This window comes from Bartonella sp. M0192 (genome assembly GCF_016102305.1).
In the GTDB taxonomy this organism is placed as follows: Bacteria; Pseudomonadota; Alphaproteobacteria; order Rhizobiales; family Rhizobiaceae; genus Bartonella; species Bartonella apihabitans.
Genome location: NZ_JACFOU010000001.1, coordinates 977,974 through 1,002,168 on the forward strand (window position 1 = coordinate 977,974; position 24,195 = coordinate 1,002,168).

Annotated in this window: 14 protein-coding genes and 1 pseudogene; 7 read left to right on the forward strand and 8 right to left on the reverse strand. The window is 44.7% G+C overall.

Annotated features, from left to right (window positions below; genetic code table 11):
• Positions 1-52 precede the first annotated feature (52 nt).
• The 6 genes and pseudogenes from H3S82_RS04305 to H3S82_RS04330 all read left to right on the forward strand — a co-directional run.
• Positions 53-973 (forward strand): annotated as a pseudogene (locus tag H3S82_RS04305) (SPFH domain-containing protein); the annotation flags it as partial.
• Positions 974-1,190: 217 nt separating this feature from the next.
• The gene (locus tag H3S82_RS04310; RefSeq protein WP_198232692.1) at positions 1,191-1,646 is read left to right on the forward strand and encodes an NfeD family protein; all 456 of its coding nucleotides are present in this window, start codon (positions 1,191-1,193) and stop codon (positions 1,644-1,646) included.
• Positions 1,647-1,902: 256 nt separating this feature from the next.
• Positions 1,903-3,186, forward strand: coding sequence for an RsmB/NOP family class I SAM-dependent RNA methyltransferase (locus tag H3S82_RS04315; protein WP_198232693.1), 1,284 nt, complete (start codon positions 1,903-1,905; stop codon positions 3,184-3,186).
• A gap of 5 nt (positions 3,187-3,191) precedes the next feature.
• On the forward strand, positions 3,192-3,821 hold the full coding sequence (locus tag H3S82_RS04320; protein WP_198232694.1) for a 5'-methylthioadenosine/S-adenosylhomocysteine nucleosidase: 630 nt from the start codon (positions 3,192-3,194) through the stop codon (positions 3,819-3,821).
• 133 nt (positions 3,822-3,954) lie between these two features.
• Positions 3,955-5,514, forward strand: coding sequence for a glutamine-hydrolyzing GMP synthase (gene guaA, locus H3S82_RS04325; RefSeq protein WP_198232695.1), 1,560 nt, complete (start codon positions 3,955-3,957; stop codon positions 5,512-5,514).
• Between the two features lie 125 nt (positions 5,515-5,639).
• The gene (locus H3S82_RS04330) at positions 5,640-6,425 is read left to right on the forward strand and encodes a hypothetical protein (RefSeq protein WP_198232696.1); all 786 of its coding nucleotides are present in this window, start codon (positions 5,640-5,642) and stop codon (positions 6,423-6,425) included.
• A 177-nt stretch (positions 6,426-6,602) separates the two neighbouring features.
• Here H3S82_RS04330 and yegQ read toward each other — a convergent pair whose 3' ends face one another.
• The 7 genes from yegQ to H3S82_RS04365 form a co-directional block, all read right to left on the reverse strand.
• Positions 6,603-7,940 carry a tRNA 5-hydroxyuridine modification protein YegQ gene (gene yegQ, locus H3S82_RS04335; protein WP_198232697.1) on the reverse strand — a complete coding sequence of 446 codons (1,338 nt, stop codon included), beginning with the start codon at positions 7,938-7,940 and terminating at the stop codon, positions 6,603-6,605.
• A 411-nt stretch (positions 7,941-8,351) separates the two neighbouring features.
• Entirely contained in the window at positions 8,352-8,852 is a 501-nt protein-coding gene (locus tag H3S82_RS04340) for a hypothetical protein (protein ID WP_198232698.1), read from the reverse strand.
• Between the two features lie 192 nt (positions 8,853-9,044).
• Positions 9,045-14,723, reverse strand: coding sequence for an autotransporter outer membrane beta-barrel domain-containing protein (locus tag H3S82_RS04345; protein WP_198232699.1), 5,679 nt, complete (start codon positions 14,721-14,723; stop codon positions 9,045-9,047).
• Between the two features lie 498 nt (positions 14,724-15,221).
• Positions 15,222-16,553: an ATP-binding protein gene (locus H3S82_RS04350; RefSeq protein WP_198232700.1), complete on the reverse strand. Its 1,332-nt coding sequence runs from the start codon at positions 16,551-16,553 to the stop codon at positions 15,222-15,224.
• Positions 16,547-17,200: a response regulator transcription factor gene (locus H3S82_RS04355; RefSeq protein WP_198232701.1), complete on the reverse strand. Its 654-nt coding sequence runs from the start codon at positions 17,198-17,200 to the stop codon at positions 16,547-16,549. Before H3S82_RS04355 ends, H3S82_RS04350 begins: the two co-directional genes overlap by 7 nt.
• A gap of 3 nt (positions 17,201-17,203) precedes the next feature.
• A complete protein-coding gene (locus tag H3S82_RS04360; protein WP_198225158.1) occupies positions 17,204-18,850 on the reverse strand; it encodes a phosphoethanolamine transferase in 1,647 nt (548 codons plus the stop codon).
• Between the two features lie 3 nt (positions 18,851-18,853).
• Entirely contained in the window at positions 18,854-19,660 is an 807-nt protein-coding gene (locus H3S82_RS04365; RefSeq protein WP_077970664.1) for a phosphatase PAP2 family protein, read from the reverse strand.
• 445 nt (positions 19,661-20,105) lie between these two features.
• Between H3S82_RS04365 and H3S82_RS04370 the strand changes: the two genes are divergently transcribed.
• A complete protein-coding gene (locus H3S82_RS04370) occupies positions 20,106-21,485 on the forward strand; it encodes an amino acid permease (protein ID WP_198232702.1) in 1,380 nt (459 codons plus the stop codon).
• Positions 21,486-21,893: 408 nt separating this feature from the next.
• On the opposite strand, the gene ptsP is transcribed toward H3S82_RS04370, so the two are convergent.
• On the reverse strand, positions 21,894-24,161 hold the full coding sequence (ptsP, locus tag H3S82_RS04375) for a phosphoenolpyruvate--protein phosphotransferase (RefSeq protein WP_198232703.1): 2,268 nt from the start codon (positions 24,159-24,161) through the stop codon (positions 21,894-21,896).
• Positions 24,162-24,195 lie beyond the last annotated feature (34 nt).

Consider the following 24,195-nt stretch of genomic DNA (forward strand, 5'->3'; position numbering starts at 1 on the left):
AAAACTGTAACGATACGAATACTGATCTCGATATTTTTTAAGGGAGAAGAATGTGTTCGGTTTTAATATCGCCTTATTGTTGTTGGTTGTGCTGGTTGTTGCAACATTGTTTGCGGGAATCAAGCAGGTTCCCCAAGGCTATCAATATACAGTTGAACGTTTCGGCCGCTATACCAAAACCTTGATGCCGGGACTTAATTTGATTGTTCCGTTTTTTGACCGCATAGGCGCGCGCGTCAATATGAAGGAGCAGGTGCTTGATATTCCCACTCAGGAAGTCATTACCCGCGATAACGCAACTGTTTCGGTTGATGCAGTGGCGTTTTTCCAAGTGCTGAATGCTGCCCAATCTGCCTATCAGGTATCGGATTTGAATTATGCGGTCTTAAACCTCAATATGACGAATATTCGTACTGTTGTCGGTTCAATGGATCTTGACGAGCTTTTATCCAACCGCAATACGATCAATGAAAAGCTTTTGCATGTGGTTGATGAAGCAGCCCATCCATGGGGCTTGAAGATGACCCGAATTGAAATAAAAGATATCCAGCCGCCGCGTGATCTGGTCGACGCTATGGGCCGGCAGATGAAAGCCGAACGCGACAAGCGCGCACAAGTTCTTGAAGCCGAAGGCGATCGCAATGCCAATATTTTGCGGGCGGAAGGTTTTAAACAGGCACAGATTCTGGAAGCAGAGGGAAAGCGGGAAGCCGCCTATCGGCAGGCAGAAGCGCGTGAGCGTCTGGCAGAAGCAGAGGCAAAAGCAACATTGGTTTTGTCCGAAGCCATTGCGAAGGGAAATGTTCAGGCAATCAATTATTTTGTTGCACAGAAATATACCGATGCCCTTGCCTCTATCGGTACAGCCAATAACCAGAAGGTGGTTTTGATGCCAATGGAAGCTTCATCGCTTATCGGCTCTCTTGGTGGCATCGGTGCCATTGCAAAAGAAGTTTTCGGTTCCTCACAAGAGAAAAAATAAAGTTGAAAGCAGGACAGGAGACGATGTTTTCTCTCGTGGTTGTTATATGAGGCTTAAGCAAGCGGTTTTGACCAGTTGGAATAGGTAAATCCCTAAGGAGCTTCACCGCTTGTAAAAGGTTGAATTTTTAGACAAGCTGCCAAGCTTCATAGAGTGAGCATTACTTCATAGAACGAGCGTTAAAAGCTGGCCTTCAGAAGGAACAAGCATGTTTGATTTATTGATGACCTTGGGAGCATGGAACTGGGTGGTTTTAGGATTTATCCTGCTCCTTCTTGAACTCATTTTCCCAGGCGTATTTTTTGTCTGGTTCGGTCTCGGTGCTCTGTTGACGGCACTTGTTTCTTTGCTTTTTTACAACCTGCCTTGGATTGCACACTGGGAAGTGGAAGTCATTTTTTTCCTGATATTTTCTATCATCATGGTGTTGATAGGTCGTAATTTGTTTCGCCGCGACCGCGAAACCGACGAGCCATTATTAAACAGGAGAACCGACCAGATTATTGGCAAAAAAGTTGTTCTTGAGGAACCCGTTCGGGATGGCAAAGGGCGCATTCGTGTTGACGATACGATATGGCGCATCAAAGGGCCTGATCTTCCTGAAGGCACGGAAGTCAAAGTGGTTGCCTTCGATAATGGTGTTTTCACAATTGAAAAGGCCTGAATTCAAGGCCACCCATGATCGCGCAATTCTTCAATGTGTTTTGCTGGTAAAACCTTGTCAATGCCGAACATTTTTTGATGTGCTTCATTTTCGACCGGTCAGGCTCTCCTTTTTTCCGACAAAGCTTCCGGATTTCATTTTTTAAACTGTGATAAATAAAGCTATCAACGTGATCTTTTTTTTCGTGAACGGTTTTCCTTTTTAATAAATTCGTTTATTCCCTGTGCTGGAACATCAAGCAGGAATTGAAAAAACTATGCGACTGGGTGGGCGCCTTCAGGCGGCAATTGAAGTATTGCAGGATATCAAATCGCGCCGGCGACCGGCTGCGGAAGCACTTAAAGACTGGGGGCTTTCGCATAGATTTGCTGGCGCCGGTGACAGGGCTGCAATCGGCAATATTGTTTATGACGCCTTGCGGGAACGTTATTTACTTGAATGGCGTATGGATAGCGATGATCCTCATGACACAGCCTTTGGTGCATTGTTGGAAGATGGCGGGCTTTCGCTTGATGAACTTGCGCGTAGTCTTGATGGAGACCGTTTTGCACCGGAACCATTGAGTGAACATAGCCGCAATATGTGGCTCACCAAAAATATTGACGAAGCGCCCGATTATATTCGGGGAAACCTGCCGCAATGGTGTGTTCCTCTATTTCAGGATATTTTCGGCTCCCATTGGCTTGATGAAGCTGTCGCATTGGCAAAACGTCCACCACTTGATTTACGTGTGAACCGCTTGAAGGCAAAACCCGAAAAGATTATGCGCGAACTTGCGGGAACAGGTGCCAAACCGGTCTCATGGTTTGATTGCGCTTTACGCATTCCACCGATCGAGAAATTGAAACGGCACCCTAATGTGCAGGCAGAGCCGGCCTTCCAAAAAGGCTATTTTGAAGTGCAGGATCTCGGATCGCAAATCGTCGCAAGACTTGCCGGAGCAAAAGTCGGTATGCAAGTGCTTGACTATTGTGCCGGCGCTGGTGGAAAAACATTGGCTATGGCGGCGGATATGGAAAACCGTGGTCAAATCCACTGCTATGACGCCGAAAAAGCCCGTCTTGCTCCGATTTTTGAACGGCTGCGTCGCTCCGGTGTTCGCAATGTTCAACCGCACGTCAATATAAGTGAACTCGACGCATTAAAAGAGCAAATGGATATTGTTCTGCTTGATGCACCTTGCACAGGTACGGGAACATGGCGCCGCCGTCCGGATGCCAAATGGCGCTTGACAGAAGGCCAGCTTGAACGCCGTATTGCAGAACAGAAAACCGTTTTAAATGCAACTTTACCTTATCTCAAAACTGGCGGTCATCTCGTCTATATTACATGTTCGCTGCTTTCTTCCGAAAATGACAAACAAATAGCGGCTTTTCTCAAGGAAAATTCGCAATTCAAAGAGATCGACATGAAAAATTTGTGGCAGCAACATTTCGGGAAAGATGCACCGAAGCCGGTTTTTCCTGAACATGGGCTGGTTTTATCTCCGGCAAGCACAGATACAGACGGCTTTTTTATATCGGTCCTTGAAAAACGTTAAACATAATGACGAGGTCAAGCATGTGGGGTGGAAAATCGGTTCTTTTTCTGATGGCAACCGAACTGGAATATGGCGAGCACCTCAAAAAGCTCATTAAACCGCATATTATCGGCGTGGGGCCCATTGAGGCCGCTATCAATACGACAAAAATTTTAAGTGCTATGAAAAACGAGAATCGCTTGCCCGACCTTGTTGTCTCGCTCGGTTCGAGTGGCTCACAAAAGCTCGAACAAACAGAAGTTTATCAGGTGTCATCTGTGAGCTGGCGCGATATGGATGCAACGGTACTGGGTGTTGAAAAGGGGGTAACGCCTTTTGTTGATCTGCCCGCAACTGTGAAAATGCCGACATTGATACCCGATTTCCCGTCTGCAAGCCTATCGACCGGCGGCAATGTTGTTTCCGGTGATGGCTATAAAAATATAAAAACCGATATGGTTGATATGGAAACTTATGCCGTATTGCGAAGTTGCCAAACTTTCGATGTTCCCTTGTTCGGATTGCGGGGTATCTCCGATGGTCAAAAGGAGCTGGAACATGCAATGGATTGGCGCCAATATTTGCATATTGTTGATGAAAAACTGGCAAATGCGCTGATGCTGCTTGATAAGGTGATGGAACATCCGGAAAAATGAAATTCCGGAAAGTTGGAATTAAAGCCGGTAGTAAATAATCAGCCAATCATTTTTAGGTGGTTTATCGTTTAAAAACTGTTTTCTCATCTATCACCCGATTGCATTTCTTAAAAAGACTCTTTAAAGGCTTTTTATGAGCACGATACATCCTGACACAATTCTGATTATAGATTTCGGTTCGCAAGTAACCCAGCTTATTGCACGCCGTGTGCGTGAAGCCGGTGTCTATTCCGAAATCGTTCCGTTCCAGTCTGCCGCAGACGCGTTCAAGCGTATCAAGCCGAAAGCGGTTATTCTTTCCGGTTCTCCCCATTCAACCGTTGATATAGGGTCTCCGAGAGCACCGCAAGAGATATTCAATGCGGGAATTCCCGTTCTTGGTATCTGTTATGGCGAACAGACAATGTGCGCGCAACTTGGCGGCAAAGTCGAAGCGGGGCATGAACGCGAGTTCGGGCGCGCAGATCTCACCGTTGAAGAAGATAGTGCTCTCTTTCAAGGCGTATGGAAAAAAGGAACCCATCATCAGGTCTGGATGAGCCATGGTGACAGGGTCACTGTTTTGCCGGAAGGCTTCAAAGTTATCGGCACCTCGAAAGGTGCGCCCTTTGCCGCGATTTCTGATGAAAAACGCCACTTTTATGCCGTGCAATTCCATCCGGAAGTTGTTCATACTTTGGATGGCGCCCGTCTTTTGCAGAATTTCGTCCACAATATAGCCGGTATCAAAGGCGACTGGTCTATGAAAACCTATCGCGAACAGGCCATTTCTGCCATTCGCCGGCAGGTGGGGAAGGGGCGCGTTATCTGCGGCCTTTCAGGCGGGGTTGATTCGTCCGTTGCGGCGGTGCTTATTCATGAAGCCATTGGCAATCAGTTGACATGCATTTTTGTCGATCATGGTTTGATGCGCAAAAATGAAGCCGAAGAGGTCGTCTCGATGTTTCGCGAGACCTATAATATTCCGCTTGTTCATGTTGACGCATCCGATCTTTTTATCAATGCCCTTGAAGGGGTGAGCGACCCCGAAAAGAAACGCAAGATTATCGGCCGCCTGTTTATCGAAGTTTTTGAAAAAGAAGCCAAAAAGCTTGGTGGTGCAGAATTTCTGGCACAGGGTACGCTTTATCCTGATGTAATCGAGAGTGTGTCATTCTCGGGTGGTCCCTCGGTTACTATCAAAAGCCATCACAATGTTGGCGGCTTGCCGGAACGCATGAATATGAAACTGGTCGAACCGTTACGCGAACTTTTCAAAGATGAAGTTCGCGCTCTGGGGCGTGAGCTTGGTTTACCTGAAAAATTTATCGGACGTCATCCTTTCCCTGGTCCCGGCCTTGCTATTCGTTGCCCCGGAGGGGTGACGAGAGAGAAACTCGATATTTTGCGTGAGGCGGATGCGGTTTATCTTGATGAAATTCGCAAAGCCGGCCTTTATGATAAAATCTGGCAAGCTTTTGCTGTTCTCCTTCCTGTACAAACGGTAGGTGTCATGGGTGACGGACGAACATATGAATATGTTTGCGCGTTAAGGGCTGTAACTTCGGTCGACGGAATGACGGCCGACTTTTATCGTTATGATATGGATTTTCTGGCACAAGCTGCAAACCGCATTATTAACGAAGTGCGCGGCATCAATCGCGTCGTCTATGATATTACGTCCAAACCACCGGGAACCATCGAGTGGGAATAAAAATTAACTTCTGTTAACTTCTAATTTGTTTCATTAACCCCAGTTATCTTTGTGGATTAACTGGGTTTTTTGTTTATTAAACTTTAATAAGATTTAACATAAACGATTCACAAAAGGAGGGGCCTATGGACGAAAAATATAAAAAATTTGTAAATGAAGTTGATTTTTCGAGACAACTTTTAGGTATAGGCTTAACAAGTCTAAGGAAAGCTGATTTCTCAACTAGGGGGTTATACTTTCAAGCACTATCAAGCATTAGTCTTGGTCTGGAGAGATTACTAAAACTGTGCCTGATTTTGGACGATTATAACAAAACTGGTCAATATCCTTCACGCAAGGTTTTAAAGGATTATGGACATAAATTAACGGAATTGTTTAATTTGGCACAAAAAAAAACCAAAAATGCTCCTGAACTAAATCAAATTCAGTCGAATACTCTTGAGCTTCTTACAAAATTCGCGACATCCTCTAGATATAGTAATATAGATTTTATAACAAACGATTTCGAAAATGACCCTATCAAAGAATGGCATACTGAAATTGATGAAAAAATATGGAGTGTGATGCTCAAACCTAAAGATATAAATAGAATAATTAAAAAATGTGAAGAAGTGAGATCTTTTGTAAAGGACTTACCTATATTTGTAGGTGGCTATGAGGATGAAATGGGAAATGAGATTAAAGATGCAGGTGAGCTATACTATCTTAACACAAGAAGCTCGTTGTTAGCTGGATATAGAGTTCTCGTGGTAATATATATCATCGAAGCTATTCTCAAAATACTCCAAACAAAAATTGATGAGACACACAATAATGATTTTTGTATGTTGGAATTAGGTAGGATTTACGCAACTATAACGTATGGTACTGATAAGGAAAAAATTAGACGAAAGAATTTTATAAGGAGGTAACAAACTGCAGCTTCGCTTATCATTTCAATTTCATTCTACAACAGGTTTAGTCATTTGAGGTGTAAGTAGAATAATTTTCTAAGAGCTCTTTCACGTCAGTTTTGTCGTCGAAATGACTTTATTGAGCGGTTTCGGGGCTGAATGGTGGATTCAGGAAAGTTGTTTTATCGGGATATTTCAAACATACCGCATCAATAAAGCATAATTCAATTGAACATCTTCAGGGATGGGAATGTAGACAATATGTCCGTCACCGGGTGCTACAGTAATGTCTTCGTTCTTTTTATTTTTCAGTGATTTTATCGTAAAATTGATATTGCCATCCGGCGTCATCATTTCCACTTTGTCATTCAATTCAAAGCGGTTTTTGACAGCGACTTCCGCAAGCCCGTTCACGCGTTTTCCGGTAAATTCGCCAACAAATTGCTGACGACCGGGAAGCGATGAGCCGGTTGCATAATTCTGGTATTCTTTATGTTTATGGCGTTGTAAAAAGCCTTCGGTATAACCGCGGTGGGCAAGGGATTCCAGAACCACCATCAAATTGTCGTCAAAGGGGCGGCCGGCCAATGCATCATCTATTGCCTTGCGATAAACCTGTGCAGTGCGAGCAACATAATAATGCGATTTCGTGCGCCCTTCGATTTTCAACGAATTGACACCGATGTTGATCAGCTTTTCGACATATTGGACAGCGCGAAGGTCTTTTGAATTCATGATATATGTACCATGTTCGTCTTCAAACGCGGTCATTTCGGCTTCCGGCCGATTTGCTTCATGAAGCACAAATACCTTGTCGGTGGTTGGCCCTTCGCCAAGATCGGGCTGAATTTCCCCGCTTACTGTCTCTTCAACTTTGATAATTTCGCCCAGTTCATTCTCGACGCCTTCTTCGACACCATATTTCCAGCGGCAGGCATTCGTACATGTTCCCTGATTGGCATCGCGGTGGTTGATGTAGCCCGAGAGAAGGCAACGCCCCGAATAGGCCATGCATAACGCACCATGAACAAAGACTTCCAACTCGATGTCGGGAACATTTTCACGGATTTCTTCAATTTCCTTCAGCGATAATTCCCTTGAGAGAATGACGCGCGTCAATCCCATGCTTTTCCAGAACTTGACGGTTGCCCAATTAACTGCATTCGATTGTACCGAAAGGTGAATATCGACATCGGGAAAATTTTCCCGCACCATCATAATCAATCCCGGATCTGACATGATGAGAGCATCGGGATTCATGTCGATAACAGGTTTTAATTCACTCACAAAACTTTTAAGCTTGCTGTTGTGGGGAGCAATGTTGACAACAACATAGAATTTTTTGCCCTCAGAATGGGCTTCGTCAATGCCTATTTTCAAATTTTCTTCATGATTGAATTCATTATTGCGCACCCGCAAGCTGTAGCGGGGCTGGCCTGCATAAACCGCATCCGCGCCATAGGCAAAAGCGTAACGCATAGATTTCAATGTGCCCGCAGGACTTAACAATTCGGTTTTATGAAGTTTTGACATTGATTGAAAGAGCCTTGAAAATTGAGCTGTTGTTTAGCAGAACTGGCCTATCCGTTCAACCTGTCAGGAAACATAATTTCTCAAGATCAATCTTCATTGCAATATGCGGTTTTACCGAAATTGAAGGTTGAAGCGGGAATAAACAGCGGACAGAATTTTAAAAATGTAATTTAAAATAGGCGGTTAAAAAGCATGGGAAAAAATGCAGCGGTGAAACCGCGAAGGTAAAAATACGCGGGTAAAGAAAATATGCGCTAAAACGATCGAACTTTTTATTCATGCAAAAATCGTCATTATACGCCTTAAACGGCCACGGCTTAGGAGGCCAAGTTAGGGGGCATGGCTTAGGTGGTCAAGTTAGGGGTCATGGCTTAGGTGGTCAAGTTGGACGAAGCAGGATTGAAGTCAACCTTAATCACAAAAATAGGCCCATTGCAGAAGTGCCTGACGCTGGCGCGGACGACAGAAAAAATCACCGGGGTCACAGTTTTTCCTAAGTTGGGCGACATGGCGGCGCATCTGTTTCCAACGTTTGATCTGCCGCTCGTCTTCGCCTGCGATACGGCGACCCGAATAATAACGGCAATACCACTGGAACCAGCCGCGCGGGTCATCTTTATAAATCCAGCCTTTAGCCTTCCAATAGGAAAGCGGTTTTCCGGCCAATACACCATAATAATTCATGTCAGCCTGTTTGCCTTCAGGTGATAATTTCGCGTTCTGAAACCAGCTTGAAGGAAACTCGTTTCTGCAATCGGTCATATATTTTCCGCCGAAAACGCCCATTTCCAACATTTGCTTAGGGGTTAACTGCGGTTCAAAATCGGCTGAAAAGTTTTTTCCCTCTTCACACACGCGTTCATAGCGATAGCCATGTTGCATTTTGTCGTTAACCTCTACCCATAAAGACATGGATTATTGCTCCATTATTTGAACGAATAAACGAATAGTTATGTCGGAAGATAAAAAATCCAGTGTCCGGACAAAAAGAGAATGAATGGGGGTATTAGCATTCAGAATAATAGAGGTTTTCGGTTTTTCAACCGGAACGGGCTTCAAGGATTATTCCCCATCGCATAGATAAAGAACAATCCTTCTTCAAATTCAGAATTTAATTCTTACACCTACTGTGCCGCTAAAGCTGTAATTATCGCTGATATTTTTGAAAGCACCGCGTATATTCGTTTCGCCATAAAGTGACCAATTATCATTATTCCAATTATAACTGCCACCCAATCCAAGTCCGGCCTGAAAATCTTCATTTTCATTCCGGAACGAAGTGCCGGAAACATTCACTTTCGATCCATCAAGAAACTCGTAGTAAAGGTTGCCTATGCCATATAGGAGTGTGCGACGCCGGTCTCCGCTATCGGATATCCACGTTTTATCTCTGCTGAAAGCGACACCGGCACGGCCTTCCAGACTGTCACCATCTTTCAGAGATACTTTTGTATTCAAGCCGTCGCGAAAACTGTCAAAATCTATCAACGAATAAGAAAGTTGGACTTGCGGCGTTATATCCCATGTTTCCGTCAATTTTAACCGATGACCGGCCTCTGCCGAAAGAGCGTAGCCGAAACCGTTTTCGTTTTTTGTATCCGAACGGGTAAAATTCTTGGAATTGAAATCGGTTTCATACCAGGTGGCTTGCGATTGTAAATCGACATAGCTGCCATTGAAGCCATACCATGTGGCTGCAGCCCCTATACCATACCCTTCCGCCTCGACTTTGCCGTGCCCGTCATCGGAGCGGACAGACGCTTCTGCACGACCGAAATGACCGCTCAAAGATCCTATCAGGATTCCGTTGGCATTTTCGACGAGTGCACCATCAATCCCGCTTTGCATGCGCCATAGATCAAGATCATAATGTTCATCTGTCGGCGAATGTGAGGGGGTTACTTTGCCTGTGCTTCCCTCCATGCGGCCCCAAAAACCGCTGTGTTCAATAAGCTTCGAGGCTTGATCAGAAAGATGAACTTCATTCACTATATTATCGGTTCCGTCCGTCCAAAAGCGGTTACCAACTCGTTGCTGCAACGTCGACAAACGATTGAGACTTGTGAGCACTTGAGGATAAGCTTCATAAAGAGGAACCGAAGGGCCGTAAGAAGGTTTGGTGGGCAAGGTTCCTCCACCTGTATCACCGCCGCCAGTGCCACTATTTCCTTCACCTTGGTTGTCGGTGTCTTCCGGCGAGCGAAGATACCAGTCATAAGTGAATTCATCGTCCCCATAAACATCGCGGTTACCGGATTTTTTTGCCGGTCCACGCTTCAGCAAATAGGCATAAGCAGTGTCGGAACCGGCAACGGCCATGATACCGTCATCACGTTGATATCCACGTCCCCAGCCGCTACCGATAACAAAGCTGTCTTCTCCGGTTGTTGCGCCATTGATTGCGTCAACGACTTTTATGCCCTCATATGCGGTTTTTTTACTTAACCTGCCGACAATTAAATCATCGATATAAAGTTTCGTTTTTCCCGAAGCGGTTCCGCCGTCAATGACAAGCCGGTCAGAAGCGGCGCCGTCGCCATTAAGATCGCTGTTAAGGCGAATTCCACCATTGTTTCCGATATAATCACCTTTGACAATCAGTTTGTCTATAATATTGTCATTACTCCTGCTTCCCATATCGATTATACCGCCATTGGTAAGACTAACCTTCGAGGAAGCTCTTACCGCGCTTTCGCTAAAGATGGTGGGAGCAGAGTTATTTCCTTGATAATCATTGTGGTTGATAGCCAATACGCTATTGTTCTCAATGAGAAAATCAAGATTATCTCTACTTTTTATATCATCGGTTAATGTAAGTTTTGCGCCGTCGGCAAGTTTTATTTTCCTCCAATTATCGCCGAAGTTGACACCCCGTGCGAGATCATCGGCAGTAAATGAACCACCTTTAATAATGCTACGGGAAAGGGTAAGTTCTTTGTCGTTTCCATTGCCGGCCAATGCATGTTTGAAGTTACCGGTATCAGCTATATTAGCAATGGTCGCCTGATCGCCGTCTCCTCCGCCCATATCAAATCCGCCAGACCAAGTGCCGCCCGACCATATGAGATTATCTTTTCCGTCGCCAGCATGTACAAGCCCCCGCACCTCGGACAAAGGATTTGTAAAAACAAGTGTATCGCCATTCTGACTGCCTTTGACGGCCAGCACATCATCGGCTTTTGCAAGTAAACGCCCGCTATTGATAAATTTGGTTCCGTCAGGCGAATTTGTTGACCTGTTCGTTAAATTGACCAACAGGGCATTTTCAGTATCGGATTGGATTGTTCCGGCATTTTCAGATAATGAAGAGGTTCCTGCCAACCAGCCGGAGCCGGTGGCATTATTATCCATCGTCACAGTTGCATAGTTTTTTACAATTCCTGTTGTATTGGTGCGTATACCGGTTGCGTTCCCGGTGACATTGATTTTGTAGCCAGACCCTATAATGGCATTGGAATTTAAAATAGGGCCATTCAATTGTGCATTGCGGAAATCATAGCCAACACCGTTGGCTGCGACATTGATTGTCACCGTGGAAGCACGTAATGTTTCACTTTCATCAACGTAACCTGTTACAAGACCGACTGCTGTGCGTATACCGGAGCCGCTCCCTCCCACATTGATAACAGAGCCGTTGAAAGCTATAGCTGCCGCAAAATCAGCCTCTGTCGAACTAATATTATTCTCAACCCCGTTCCCTGTACCGGCTCCGACCGTTATCTTGTCACCGCCCAATATTATCCCTTTGGCATCCGAATTTAACAAAACACCGTGGGCGCTTCCGAAGACATTGATTTCCCCAAGATTTCCGGAAGCGTTCACAAAAGCGTTTTTCTCGAGGTAAATACCGGCAATTCCATCATTGACAGTTATCTTACCGGTGTTAACAATGTTTGCCTGCGTGTCTCTGCCGGCCAATCCTTCAATATGGAGTCCGATTCCATTGGCGACGCTAATATTTTTATAATTTTCCAGACGCCCACCCTCAATCACATGGATTCCGGTAGCATTAGTGCCGTTTGTCATGTCAATGGTGCCGCGATTGACCAGAAGGGCACTGTTGCGCGTGATGAAACCGGTCACGTTTTTGGCGTTGGTTGTGATATCCACATAATTGGTGAGTTTTGTTGAACTATATTCTTCATTTGTATAGCTTGAATCGATCAAATGGTAACGGCCGTCCACGATGCCGCCAATTGCTCCCTCTCCGGTAAGATAAATTTTACGTTCAAGTTGATCTTCAGCACTGATTTGGCCTATGGCACCACCATTAATAAAAACAGCGGCAGCTCCCTTCTTATTAACGGTAAGATGAGCATCTCTGGTTTCGATCGTTGTTTGGCTCCCATTGATATCCGTACCGGAACCTTCAATAATGACGCTATCTTCTCCGGATGCCGTCAAATTCTCGCCATGGCCATAAAAGCTGGCACCTCCATCCATCCGGAATAGATTGGATTGATCCGCATTCACTTCCATGTTCCTGGCGCTATTTTCAATCTGGCTTCCTGCGCCATAGACATAAAACGCGATTTGTCGCTTACCCGTTACAAAAGTCGGATTTGCATTTTCTGTTACGCTTGCGTAACCGCCATCACGAACGTAAACCCCTACAGCACCATCACCGGTAAGGTCGATGGAACCATCAATAAAAGCCTTTGCACGGTGCGTGTCATCAGGATGTCCTTCGACCCATACGCCGTAATTGCGTATCAATTTGTCAGTTTGTGCGGAGCTCGAAACAACCACATGACTGGTGCTGGTCAATGTTGCGGTTGCATCATTAATACCTGTTTGTTGCACTTTTGTTGAAAGAACGTAAACACCAACACCATTAATCCCGTTAAGTTTGATCGTTCCATTATTGATGACATTATTGATAATATTGTTGCCGTTTTTTACGATTGTACCGTTGTTAACAACCTTCATCCCGTAGTTGCGTGCCGTAGCGCTGCCATTCGTCGGGACTGCTGCACCATTTATCTCTATCGTACCATTATTGACCAGTTTGAGAGCGTGATAGTCTTCAGCTTCAATCGGAATATCGGCAGCCATAGCGGCCGCGTTTTGCATGTTTTTACCGATAACAATAGAGCCATTATTTGTCGCTGTTGCATTACTTGAAGCCATAATGCCGTAAAATTGGGTATTATTGGCGTTCGTTGTATCACTCACAATATCGGTATTGCTATATTGAGCGGCCCTGCCGATATAAATAGTTCCCGAAGAATTGTTGGTGAAACTTGAATAAAGCGAGTCTATGGCAACTCCGGCAACTTTTCCCGGCAGGCCGTCATTGTTAACGCCAACATTGATAATGCCGTCATTCGTTGCAATGCCGGAGTTATGAAGATAAATTCCGTTGCTATATGCAGTTGATTGTTCATTCGAACGGCTGACAGCAACATTTATTATTCCTGCATTATGAAATGTGCCACCGTAAAATGCCTCTACAGCCGAACCTGAATAAAATTCTTTGTCATTTTGACTATTATTGACGTTCGTCTCATGTACAACCGATTCGCGAAATCCGGAATTGATGACACCGTAATTGTTGCCAGTCGTATGAGTGCTGTTCTCGTCGTTAGGGTCGCGGTTTGAACCCAGAATAACAGCAGAATTTCCGCGTGCCGAAACAATTCCGCCTTTTTCGATTAAAACTTCACTCCCCCCTTCTGCAACGAGTGCTCCCGACATCGTTGCCGGGTCAAAGCCGACATCAATTTGACCTGTCGAAGTAACAACAATTTTTCCCCCGTTACTCGCATACATAGCACGGGTATTGCCTTGATCTTCGAAAATTTTATCATTGTCAGGTATTGTGGATCCAAGACTTGTTATAGGCACTGATATGAATGTCGGTTGTGCAGCAGCGAATGCATTATCGTAAGCCTGTTGGGTTTTTAGGTCGGGAAACCTCTTATCTTGCAAAGCGTTGACGAGTTCCCGATTGTAGGCTTTTAGCTCCTCGACATTTCTAATTACACGGGTTGTTCCATCATACCCGGTAAATGAATAAGGAAAAACAGGAACTGAAATTTCACGGACAATGGCATCTTTGTTTAAAGTATAAGCGCGGGATTCAAATGAATTTTTCGATGCCCAGTTTACAACACTGCCTTCTCCATCTGCCCATGTCAAATTCGAATTCTTAAGAGCGAGATAAACGGTTTTTTTGGGGTTTAAAAAACCGTTTCCTTTAAAATTTTCCAGATCAACGGTTAACTCTCCGCCACTTTCAGCTTTGCCGAAACCGGCGCTAATATATTGATTATCATCAACTTGTTCAGGCGTCAGATATTTCGCATCCCCCCAGTCGGAAACTTCGAAAGACTGATCCGGATAAACATTTACGGTAGAAACTTGTCCGCCACTATCAGTTATCGTCGTGATTTCATTCTTGGCTCCCATTGAAAGACGGGTTTTGCCATTTGTACTGCTATCAAGATCTCCAAGCCGGTTCAGTTCTTCACTTACACCGCGTTTTCCCTGTGCAAGCGAGGAAAGATCGCCTTTGATGTCAAGTTTGTTTCCGGCTCCGGAAACCAGCGCTGCGCCTACATAGTTATCACTTTTTTGCGGATTGAATGTTTCACTTGTAACAGTGCATGTATTATCAATAGCTGCCTCTCCGCCCGACCAGTTGGAACCAACATTGCAAACCGAATTCGCATAAAGAGGAAAAGTGCCAGAATAGAATGAAAACCCAGCGGTGCCGCAAATGATGATGGCTTTAAAAGAAAAGGAGGTATATTTCTTTTTACGGCTACGAAACTTTATCATCAACAGTTCCTTCATTATATGGTCTGACTGGAACAGTGTTTTGATTGAATTTTTTATTTCCAGATACTTAGACGCTCATACTAAAGTGGGTATTGGAAATGCGTCCCGGATGGATAGATATTGAATGTTCATTACGGATTGTGAAACTTGAAATAGACGTATCACAAATTCGGCTTTTCCTAAAAAACCGTAATTTTTATATATTTTACAAATTCAATATTCAATAAATTGAACCAAAATATCAAAGTTTTAAACAAGATTAAAAGGGATAAGGTAAGAGAATTATTTTAAGAAATAACGAAAGAGCAGACCTCAAAATTCAAAAACAGAGAGTGTTTGACGTAAAAAATCCCCGTTCCACAGTGCAAAAGATAGAAGCAAAATGCCCGTCATTGATGATATACTCATCGTCAATGAAAAAACTTCGGCAACTTGTCGCCTATATCCATATTGGCAGTAGTTTTTCAATAGATTGATAGCGATGCTCCGCTATTTTTCTCAGAGATCGATTGTTACTTCGAAACCTTGTGAGCTTCCGGTTCTTGGAGACCGATAGGTAATTTTGATCGGCATAGTTTTCTCCAAAGCTTCAACAATAGACAAGCCAAGGCCGGAGCCTTCTTTATGATTGTCTCCACGGTAGAAACGTTGGCTCAACAATTTCAGTTTGGAAAGGGGAACAACAGGGCAATCATTGGATATGATAATATTGTCCGGATTGATTGTTATATCGACAGATGAACCTTCCGAACTATAATTCAATGCGTTTTCAAGTAAATTGCGCACAATAACGCCGAAAGCATCTCCATTAAGATGTTTGTCGAGAACATCGGTATTATAGTGTGTGACAAGTCTTCCCTTTGTCAGATTGGCACGGTTGAAATCCTCAACCACGGCATCAATAAAGGGGATGAGATCGACAAGTTTTTCACTCGTTCCAAGTTGGGTGTCTGCACGAGCAAGCTGAAGCAGTTTTTCACTCAAACGACGTAAACGTTGTAGAGCATTTTCCACTTCTTTTGCTCTTCTATGATAACGTTTGGGGGTTTCTTCGATAAGAACCTGTGTATGCGCCAAAGCCGCCGCGATAGGTGTTCGTATTTCATGCGCACTATTAGATGTGAAAGATCGTTCTGCCTCGAGCGCCGATTTCAATTTCTCCAAAAGACTATTGACCGAACCGATAATGGGCTGAAATTCTTCCGGCATGGATTGCGAGCGTATGGCCTGCATATTGCCCGTGTCTTTTTTGGCAATCGTTTCACTCAATTTCTTTATCGGACGCAATTGGTTGCGAACAATAAAACCGATTGCAAGCATACTGAGCGGGATGAGAAGTAAAGCAGGTATGAGCATTGCCGTCATAGCCTCGCGGGCGGCTTCCCGCCTTTCGGAAAGTCGGTCGGCAACCTGAATGAGATAATCGCCATCCTGACTGACGAGGGAATAGACCCGCCATTTTTTTGTTTTAAAAAAACCGGTTTTGAGAGGTACTCCATAGGGATTAGCAGGCGCATCTTCCGAACGCATGACCATTTTTCCATCGCGGTCAAGGACCTGATATGTTGTGTATTCCGCCGGTGTCGAGTGATTGTCTGTTCTAACGAGAAGGTCGGAATCTTTGTCATTGTCGCGCACATCTTCCAAAGCGAGAGGAAGAAGACGTTCGGCGGTTACCTGCAGTGTGCCATCGAAAGATTCCCCATATTCCTCATACATGACAAAAGCTGCCATGAGACAAGCAATAACCCAGAAAACCAGATTGGCACAGGTCGCTGAAACGATAACCCGCCGTGTGAGACTTTTCTCCTTCTGCTTGAAATTCAACATAGACTATACCCGCGACCATGATGTGTCTTGATGCGGTCTTTACCGATTTTCTTGCGTAAACGACTTATATAGACTTCAACTGTATTGCTTTCGACTTCCGAACCGAATGCATAGATTGTATCTTCAATCTGTGCTTTGGTGACAAGCATATTCGGGTGGCTCGCCATATGTTCGATAATGGCCCATTCACGGGCACTCAATTCGACTTCTTTATCGTCAATAAAAATCCGTTTATTTTCCATGTCCAAAGTCATAGAGCCGATTTTTATTTCCGATTTTGAAAGACCATTTGTTCTGCGGGCGACAGCACCAATTCGGGCGGTGAGTTCATAAAGGTCGAACGGTTTGACAATATAATCATCAGCACCGCTATTTAGACCTTCTATCCGTTCGCTAATCTGGTCGTGCGCGGTCAATATTACCACAGGCGACGTTAAATTCTTCGTTCGGATATTTTTCAGAAAATCCAGTCCGCTTCCATCCGGTAGACGTAAATCAAGCAATATAAAATCATAACGCGTGGTCGAAACGGCTGCATAGGCATCTTCAAGATTTTCCGCCCAGTCGATCGCGTTGTTCTGGTTAACGAGGTGGTCACGCACCGCGCGTCCGAGCGATTTGTCATCTTCAATCAGCAATACGCGCATGTTTTATTTTTCCAAGGCTATCTGACTGGATTGGCATGATCTGAAGAGATCAAGCCGGTCATCCTTTAATGTTGTTTTAACATTCATCATGGTCAAGACGGAAGGGAAAAGATTGTCATGTGACATTTGTTTAGATTCGGCATCTTTGCGTATACATCCCAAATCGAGGTTCATCGTCTTTGCAAAGGGCGAGGACATCCACAAAATAAATGGAATATGTGTCTGCTCTTTCGGTGCAATCGAATAGGGCATACCGTGTAGATATAGACCGTTTTCGCCCAGAGATTCGCCATGGTCGGACATATAGATCATAGCAGAATCGAATTTGCCCGCGCGCTGGTTTAACGCATCGATAATCTGGCTCAAAAAATAATCGGTATAGAGAATAGTGTTGTCATAAGCATTGCGGATTTCTTCCGGCTTGCACTCGCTGAAGACAGTCTTTCTGCAGTCTGGCCGAAAATGTCTGAATTTTTCCGGATAACGTTCGAAATAGGCAGGACCGTGGCTACCTAATTGGTGGATAAACAACACACTGTCATGGTCAATATTATCAAGCCATTGCCCGAGTTTTTCGAGCATTATGCCGTCCTGACATTCGCCTTCAATGCAGAATTCGGGATCTTTAAGCCCATAGAAAGATACGTTGTTGACGCGGTCTGCAACACCTTTGCTGCCGGTGTTATTTTCCCACCATTCGACGTTAATTCCGGCGTTTTTCAAAATATCCGGAAGACTATTGGTTGATATAGCGCGAGCTATCGAGAATTCTTTGCGAGGAAAGGGTGAAAACATGCATGGAAGCGATTGTGCTGTCGCGGTACCACATGAAGTGGTGTTCGGGAAATAGATTATATCCCGCTTTTTTAATTCCGGATTGGTTTCTTTATCATAGCCTTGCAGCGAAAAATCCTCTGCCCGTGCTGTTTCGCCGGCAACCACAATGGTAACGCGCGGACGATTGTTTTGCGGTTCGAATGGCACTACTTTGGCATCAAGCCCTACTTGTTTGAAAACACGTATTTTCGCATGTTCCCTGCGGGTCACATATTTTACAGCATGACCGATAGGAAGAATAGGGTTGACAATACGCACTATTTCATTGTGCTCGCGTAATGTTGAAATCAACTGACGTGATGTAATCAACGTGCAAAAAACCGCGATCAACAAGCAGGGGACAATAATCGAGAGATTGACAAGTACCTTCTTTACGAGTGGAAAATGTTTGATTTTTATCCACAATATAAGCAAGCAAGGAACAATGCCGGTTAATACAAGATGGAGGAAAAATGCAGGTGTAAGCAGGTTGGACGCTTCTGCCGAAGTGGTCTCTACAGCATTGGCAATCATATCGCGGTCGATAATTGTTCCGAATTCATCCGTAAACCAGCTTGCGATACTTCCCACCATAATGAAAATTATAAAAACCGGCTTGATAAGATATTTAACCGAAAAAGTTACCGTGAGTGCAATAAACAAACAGGCAACACCGACAGCAATCGCCATAATCGGCGCAAAATCATAATTGAAGGCCTGTAAAACATGTTGCCAGAACGTGCGGTTAAAAATCAGAAGCATGTAAAATGCAACGATAATTGATAGAGCCACGCTACTGATTGCAGGGCGATATTTCAAAATGGTGCGAAACATGTGTCACCTCACAACATGAGCGGGATAGGAATAGGAAAAAGACGTTCTGATAGAAAACGGTTTGACATATTCGGCCGGAAATTTTTCGCATTTGCCGTTTTTGTCAGACCATTCTTTCAGTTTTTCCATTTCACTTTGTGTAATGGACAGATCATTTTGGAAGGTCTTAAGTTTTTTCAAGCGTTCGAAAAGTCTTTCCGAATAATGTTCGTCAACTTCCACGGCACTAACACTATGGACGCCGCAAATAACGCGGCTTTCAGCAAAACTGCGCGCACGGGTGAAAATGGCTGCGCGTCTTTCAGGGAAAAATTCAACCAGCAAGCGTGCAACTGTCCATCCTTCCATGGCGTGACCGGACGGATAATCGTAACCTGAAGGTCTCGCGCAAGAAGCGCCTCCATAAGCGATATAAGGACGAGGAATCTTGAATTCTTTCTTGGATTGTCGTGTCAGTCTTTCTGCGTCTTCATCGATTTTGGTAAAAAGCTTGACAAAATTCGGCATATTTTTCGGGTCTAATTGGTGGCCCGTCGCGCAGCTAAAGCTTTGAATAAGCTCTGCTTGAGTTGCTTTAGCGTCGTTTATTGCATGTTGCCAACGTGCACTGCCTGTATAGTTACGGGTTTTCAAAAAAATTTTTTCATCGCGTTGTTGCTCGGCACTTCCAAAGGGAGGAGGGGTGACGTCAAGCATCATCCGTTGCTCGCCATAACGGTTCAGATAGCCGTTCCCGCTCAAATAATAACCACTGCAAAACAATGTTGCACAGCCAAGAACGGCAATTGTCAGTTTTCGAGTTTTGCGCATTCGCAGAATCCTTGTTTGATCTGCTATCTAAGCGCTAAAACTGACAGTATCCTGAATGGCAAAAAAACTTTGGATTGAAAAAATGGAAAGGCTCGATCCCCCGAGATGGCCGTAATTCCGGATATTTTTCAAAAAAATGAGCGAAATTCGGTCATTTTATCCGATTTTATCTCTTAAAGAATTTCATTTATTTGCGAGCTTTTGTCGATTTTAGAAAAAAGACAAATTGTTGGCGAGTTTTATAATGGTTAGAAGACCGGTTTTTTAGATTAAATGAAAGTTCCAAAAAACACCGCACCGGTTTTCCAAGCTGTCATAAAGGCAATATTATTCGGACCGATATTTTCATTATCTTGTTACAATCGCATAATCGTTTTCTTTCTTTCTTGAATATTCATCATCTTTTGCCTAACACATTCAATATAGCGCCATGGAGAGACGGGAAATGCAGAACAGTTCACTGAAAAAAGGCCTGAGCAAGCGGCATGTGTTTTTTATAGCTCTTGGTTCTGCTATCGGCACGGGATTATTTTATGGCTCGGCCGGAGCCATTAAAGTAGCAGGTCCCAGTGTCCTTCTGGCTTATTGCATTTCAGGTGTTATGGCTTTCATGGTCATGCGGGCGCTGGGTGAAATGGTTCTTCACAATCCACTTCCCGGTTCATTTGGCCGTTATGCCTCCAATTATATGAACCCGTTTTCCGGTTTTCTTACTGGCTGGACCTATGTTTTTGAAATGGTACTCGTTTGTCTTGCCGATATTACCGCCTTTGCAACTTATATGGGGTTCTGGTTTCCCGAGGTTTCGCCTTGGTTATGGACGCTCGGTATCACTCTTGTCATAACCGGTTTGAACCTCACCGCTGTCAAAATTTATGGTGAAATGGAATTTTGGCTATCCGTCGTCAAAATCGGAGCCATTATAGCCATGATCATTGCCGGTTTCGGAATTATGTTATTCGGCTTCGGTACAGCAACACATGAAGCAACCGGTATTCATAATCTTTGGAGCAATGGCGGCTTTATGCCAAATGGCTGGGAAGGTTTTATTGCTTCTTTCAGTGTGGTTGTGTTCGCTTTCGGTGGAATTGAAATTATCGGCCTTATGGCTGTCGAAGTGAAAGATGCCGACCGGAATATTCCAAAGGCAATCAATGCTATTCCATTCCGTATCCTGTTTTTCTATGTAGCAACGCTTGCTATTTTGATGTCGCTTTATCCCTGGAACAAGATTGGCCTTGAAGGCAGCCCGTTTGTTACGATTTTTGAAAGTCTTGGTATCAAATATGCGGCCAATATCCTCAATATTGTTGTGATAACTGCTGCAATTTCTGCCATCAACAGCGACTTATACGGTGCGGGCCGCATGTTGCATGGCCTTGCCGAAGATGGTCATGCCCCCAAAAAACTCAATTTTGTTTCAAAAAACGGAATTCCGGTGTTGTCGGTTTTAGCAATGTTCTGTGTGTTGGTTATTGGCGTGGTGCTCAATTATTTTGTCCATGACAAACTGTTTTTCCTGATCGCTGCTATGGCAACATTTGCGACAGTCTTTGTCTGGCTGATGATTTTGCTTTCACAAGTTTGTATGCGACTTAAAATGTCAAAAGCCGAACAGAAAAACTTGCGTTATCAAATTCCGTTCTGGCCGGTGGGTCCAATCATTGCTATCCTTTTCATGATTTTTATCATTGTGCTTCTCGGATTTTTTGAAGATACAGCACCTGCACTCATCGTCGGTATCATATGGATTGTGGTAATGTTTGTTTGCTATTTTGTTATGAAGCGGACAGGCAATGAAGCAAAACATGCCGACTTGAAATAACCTTCAAAACTTGAAGCAGTTTCCAAGCCGCCAAGAAATCTTGTGGTACGGTGCAACGAGGTAAAGAGGAACATCTCGAAGACCAAAAGATTTATCGGGTAGAAAACGGTTTTTGGCATATTCCCTTTCGGAAAGGGGGGATGGGGCCTTTGTGCGCTAAAGTGAGCGAAAGTCGCAAAAAGTCGAAATTGTGCCGTTCCATTGCTTCAAAACGTCTTGAAGATGCTTGTATGGTCGGCCCCTTGTTGAAAGTCCCTCGATTTGAAAGCCTATAGGGTAACAAAAGGACCGGCTTTGAAATAGAGGGAACCGATCATTCGAACGATTGGCGATCATCAAAACAGAGCAGAAAAGTTAAACAGACTATAGCAAACGGCTTTAGATCAAATAGACCGGTAAATCTCGGATTTATAACGCGATATTATTTGCTTCGGCATAATTCATCAGCCAGGATCGCAATGTTGCCGTTGTTGTTTTTTCCAGTTCGGCGAGCAATGCTTTTTGTAAATCTCCGATATCAAGCCTGAGCAACATGGCCTTGATTGGACCGATGGCTGACGGGGTCATGGAAATGCGGGTAAAGCCAAGTCCCAAAAGTGCCAAAGCAAGCAATGGTTTACCGGCCATTTCACCGCAGAGGGTCACCGGCGTGTTATTGCGCTCACCTGCTTCGATAATTTTGCGTAAAGCACGTAAGAACGGGGCAGAAAGTTGATCAAAACGATGGGCTATCTCAGAATTTCCCCGATCAATTGCCATCATAAATTGAAAAAGATCATTGGAGCCGACGGAAACAAAGTCAACAACACGCATGAGTTCATCAAGCTGGAACAAGAGCGCCGGTACTTCTACCATAGCCCCCAATTTCAGCCGCGTTGGCATTGCATGACCAAAACGCGTAAGATAAGCAACCTCCCGATCGATAAGTTTGCGCGTGTGGTATATTTCGCCGACCTCGGTCACCATTGGCAGCATGACACGTAATTCCCGTCCGCCGGAGGCTTTCAGCAAAGCGCGCAATTGCGTTCTCATCAATGCGGGTTTGTCAAGTGTCAGGCGGATAGCACGCCAGCCGAGGGCAGGGTTTTCTTCTTTCCCTTTGCTGCGGAAATAGGGCAACACCTTGTCTCCACCGATATCGAGCGTCCGGAAAGTAACCGGCTTGTCGCCAATTTCCTTATAGACATTGCGATAGAGTTTTTCCTGTTCGTGGGCGCGAGGAAATGTCGAGGCAATCATGAACTGTAATTCAGTGCGGAAAAGGCCAATGCCTTCCGCTCCCGATTCATCAAGTTGTGGTAGATCGACGAGGAGACCGGCATTGATGAGCAAGGTAATGTGGCGGCCATCCTTGGTATTGGCCGGCACATCCCGCAAATCACGATAGAGTTTTTGTTTACGGGCACGAAACCGCGCTTTTTCAACAAAAGCACTTTCAACATCCGCTATAGGGCGCAGGTAAACTTTGCCATCATCACCGTCAATTATCACAGGGTCGCCATTTTCCGATAGAGACACGACCCCTTTGACTTGCCCCACAACCGGTATTGACATGGCACGCGCAACAATAGCTACGTGGCTTGTAGAGGCCCCATCTTCCAATACAAGGCCACGAATACGTTCCCGCGGATAATCCAATAATTCGGCCGCCCCCATCGAGCGGGCGACAATAATTGAATCTGTCGGTAAATCGGCATTGATTGTTTCGCGCGTGCGCCCCATCAATTGATAAAGCAGGCGATTGGCGAGATCGTCAAAGTCTGACAATCGTTCACGCAAATAGGGATCCGTCAGGTGAACCATGCGTGCACGTGTATCACTTTGAACTTTTTCAACTGCCGCTTCCGCAGTCAAACCGTTTTTGATTGCTTCTTCAAGCCGCCTTATCCAGCCGCGGTCATTGGCAAACATACGATAGGTTTCAAGAATTTCGCGGTGTTCGCCTTCACTTGCTACATCACTTCTTGAAAGCATGTCATCAATTGATAAACGTAACGAGTTGATTGCTTTTGTGAGCTTCTCGATTTCCGCATTGCTATTTTCATTGAAGAGGTTGGTCACGACAAGTCGCGGTTCATGAAGAACAATATGACCAAGGCCGATGCCTTCGTTAAGTGATTGTCCGACAAGTGTGAACGGGCGGCGCATGTCAACATCGACATTGGGACGGGTAAGCCTCGGTAGATCACCTGCTGCAACCATTTCTGCAAGAACCATGGCAACTGTTTCGAGGGCTTCGACTTCCTCGTCACTATAACCACGCTTATTGCGGTTCTGGACAACAAGAACACCCAAGGTGCGACCGGCGCGTAAGATTGGAACACCGAGAAATGACGAATAGATTTCTTCACCCGTTTCGGGAAGATAGGCGAATGCCGGATGTTTTCTTGCGTCTGTCAGATTGAGCGGACGGGCAGTGGCTGCAATGGTTCCCACCAGACCTTGCCCCAAACGTAATTCCGAAAGGTGGACAGCACCGGGATTAAGGCCTTCTGTCGCATAAAGTTCCAACATATTGTCGGAACGCAAAACATAGAAGGAGCAAACCTCGGCGTCCATATTGTGAGCGATTTCACGAACAATAAGGTCAAGTCGTTCTTGTGAGTCCATGGCGCGTGCCATAAACTCGCGTAGCCGCTTCAGAATAACTTTGGGGCCTACATGGGTCTCCCGCATAATTTATCATATCTCCCGTTATGATAGTTAAGTC

Bases quoted from the DNA above. Each gene is read 5' to 3' on its own strand.
- H3S82_RS04310 (WP_198232692.1), top strand. From the start codon at position 1,191: ATGTTTGATTTATTGATGACCTTGGGAGCATGGAACTGGGTGGTTTTA.
- H3S82_RS04315 (WP_198232693.1), top strand. From the start codon at position 1,903: ATGCGACTGGGTGGGCGCCTTCAGGCGGCAATTGAAGTATTGCAGGAT.
- H3S82_RS04320 (WP_198232694.1), top strand. From the start codon at position 3,192: ATGACGAGGTCAAGCATGTGGGGTGGAAAATCGGTTCTTTTTCTGATG.
- guaA (WP_198232695.1), top strand. From the start codon at position 3,955: ATGAGCACGATACATCCTGACACAATTCTGATTATAGATTTCGGTTCG.
- H3S82_RS04330 (WP_198232696.1), top strand. From the start codon at position 5,640: ATGGACGAAAAATATAAAAAATTTGTAAATGAAGTTGATTTTTCGAGA.
- yegQ (WP_198232697.1), bottom strand. From the start codon at position 7,940: ATGTCAAAACTTCATAAAACCGAATTGTTAAGTCCTGCGGGCACATTG.
- H3S82_RS04340 (WP_198232698.1), bottom strand. From the start codon at position 8,852: ATGTCTTTATGGGTAGAGGTTAACGACAAAATGCAACATGGCTATCGC.
- H3S82_RS04345 (WP_198232699.1), bottom strand. From the start codon at position 14,723: ATGATAAAGTTTCGTAGCCGTAAAAAGAAATATACCTCCTTTTCTTTT.
- H3S82_RS04350 (WP_198232700.1), bottom strand. From the start codon at position 16,553: ATGTTGAATTTCAAGCAGAAGGAGAAAAGTCTCACACGGCGGGTTATC.
- H3S82_RS04355 (WP_198232701.1), bottom strand. From the start codon at position 17,200: ATGCGCGTATTGCTGATTGAAGATGACAAATCGCTCGGACGCGCGGTG.
- H3S82_RS04360 (WP_198225158.1), bottom strand. From the start codon at position 18,850: ATGTTTCGCACCATTTTGAAATATCGCCCTGCAATCAGTAGCGTGGCT.
- H3S82_RS04365 (WP_077970664.1), bottom strand. From the start codon at position 19,660: ATGCGCAAAACTCGAAAACTGACAATTGCCGTTCTTGGCTGTGCAACA.
- H3S82_RS04370 (WP_198232702.1), top strand. From the start codon at position 20,106: ATGCAGAACAGTTCACTGAAAAAAGGCCTGAGCAAGCGGCATGTGTTT.
- ptsP (WP_198232703.1), bottom strand. From the start codon at position 24,161: ATGCGGGAGACCCATGTAGGCCCCAAAGTTATTCTGAAGCGGCTACGC.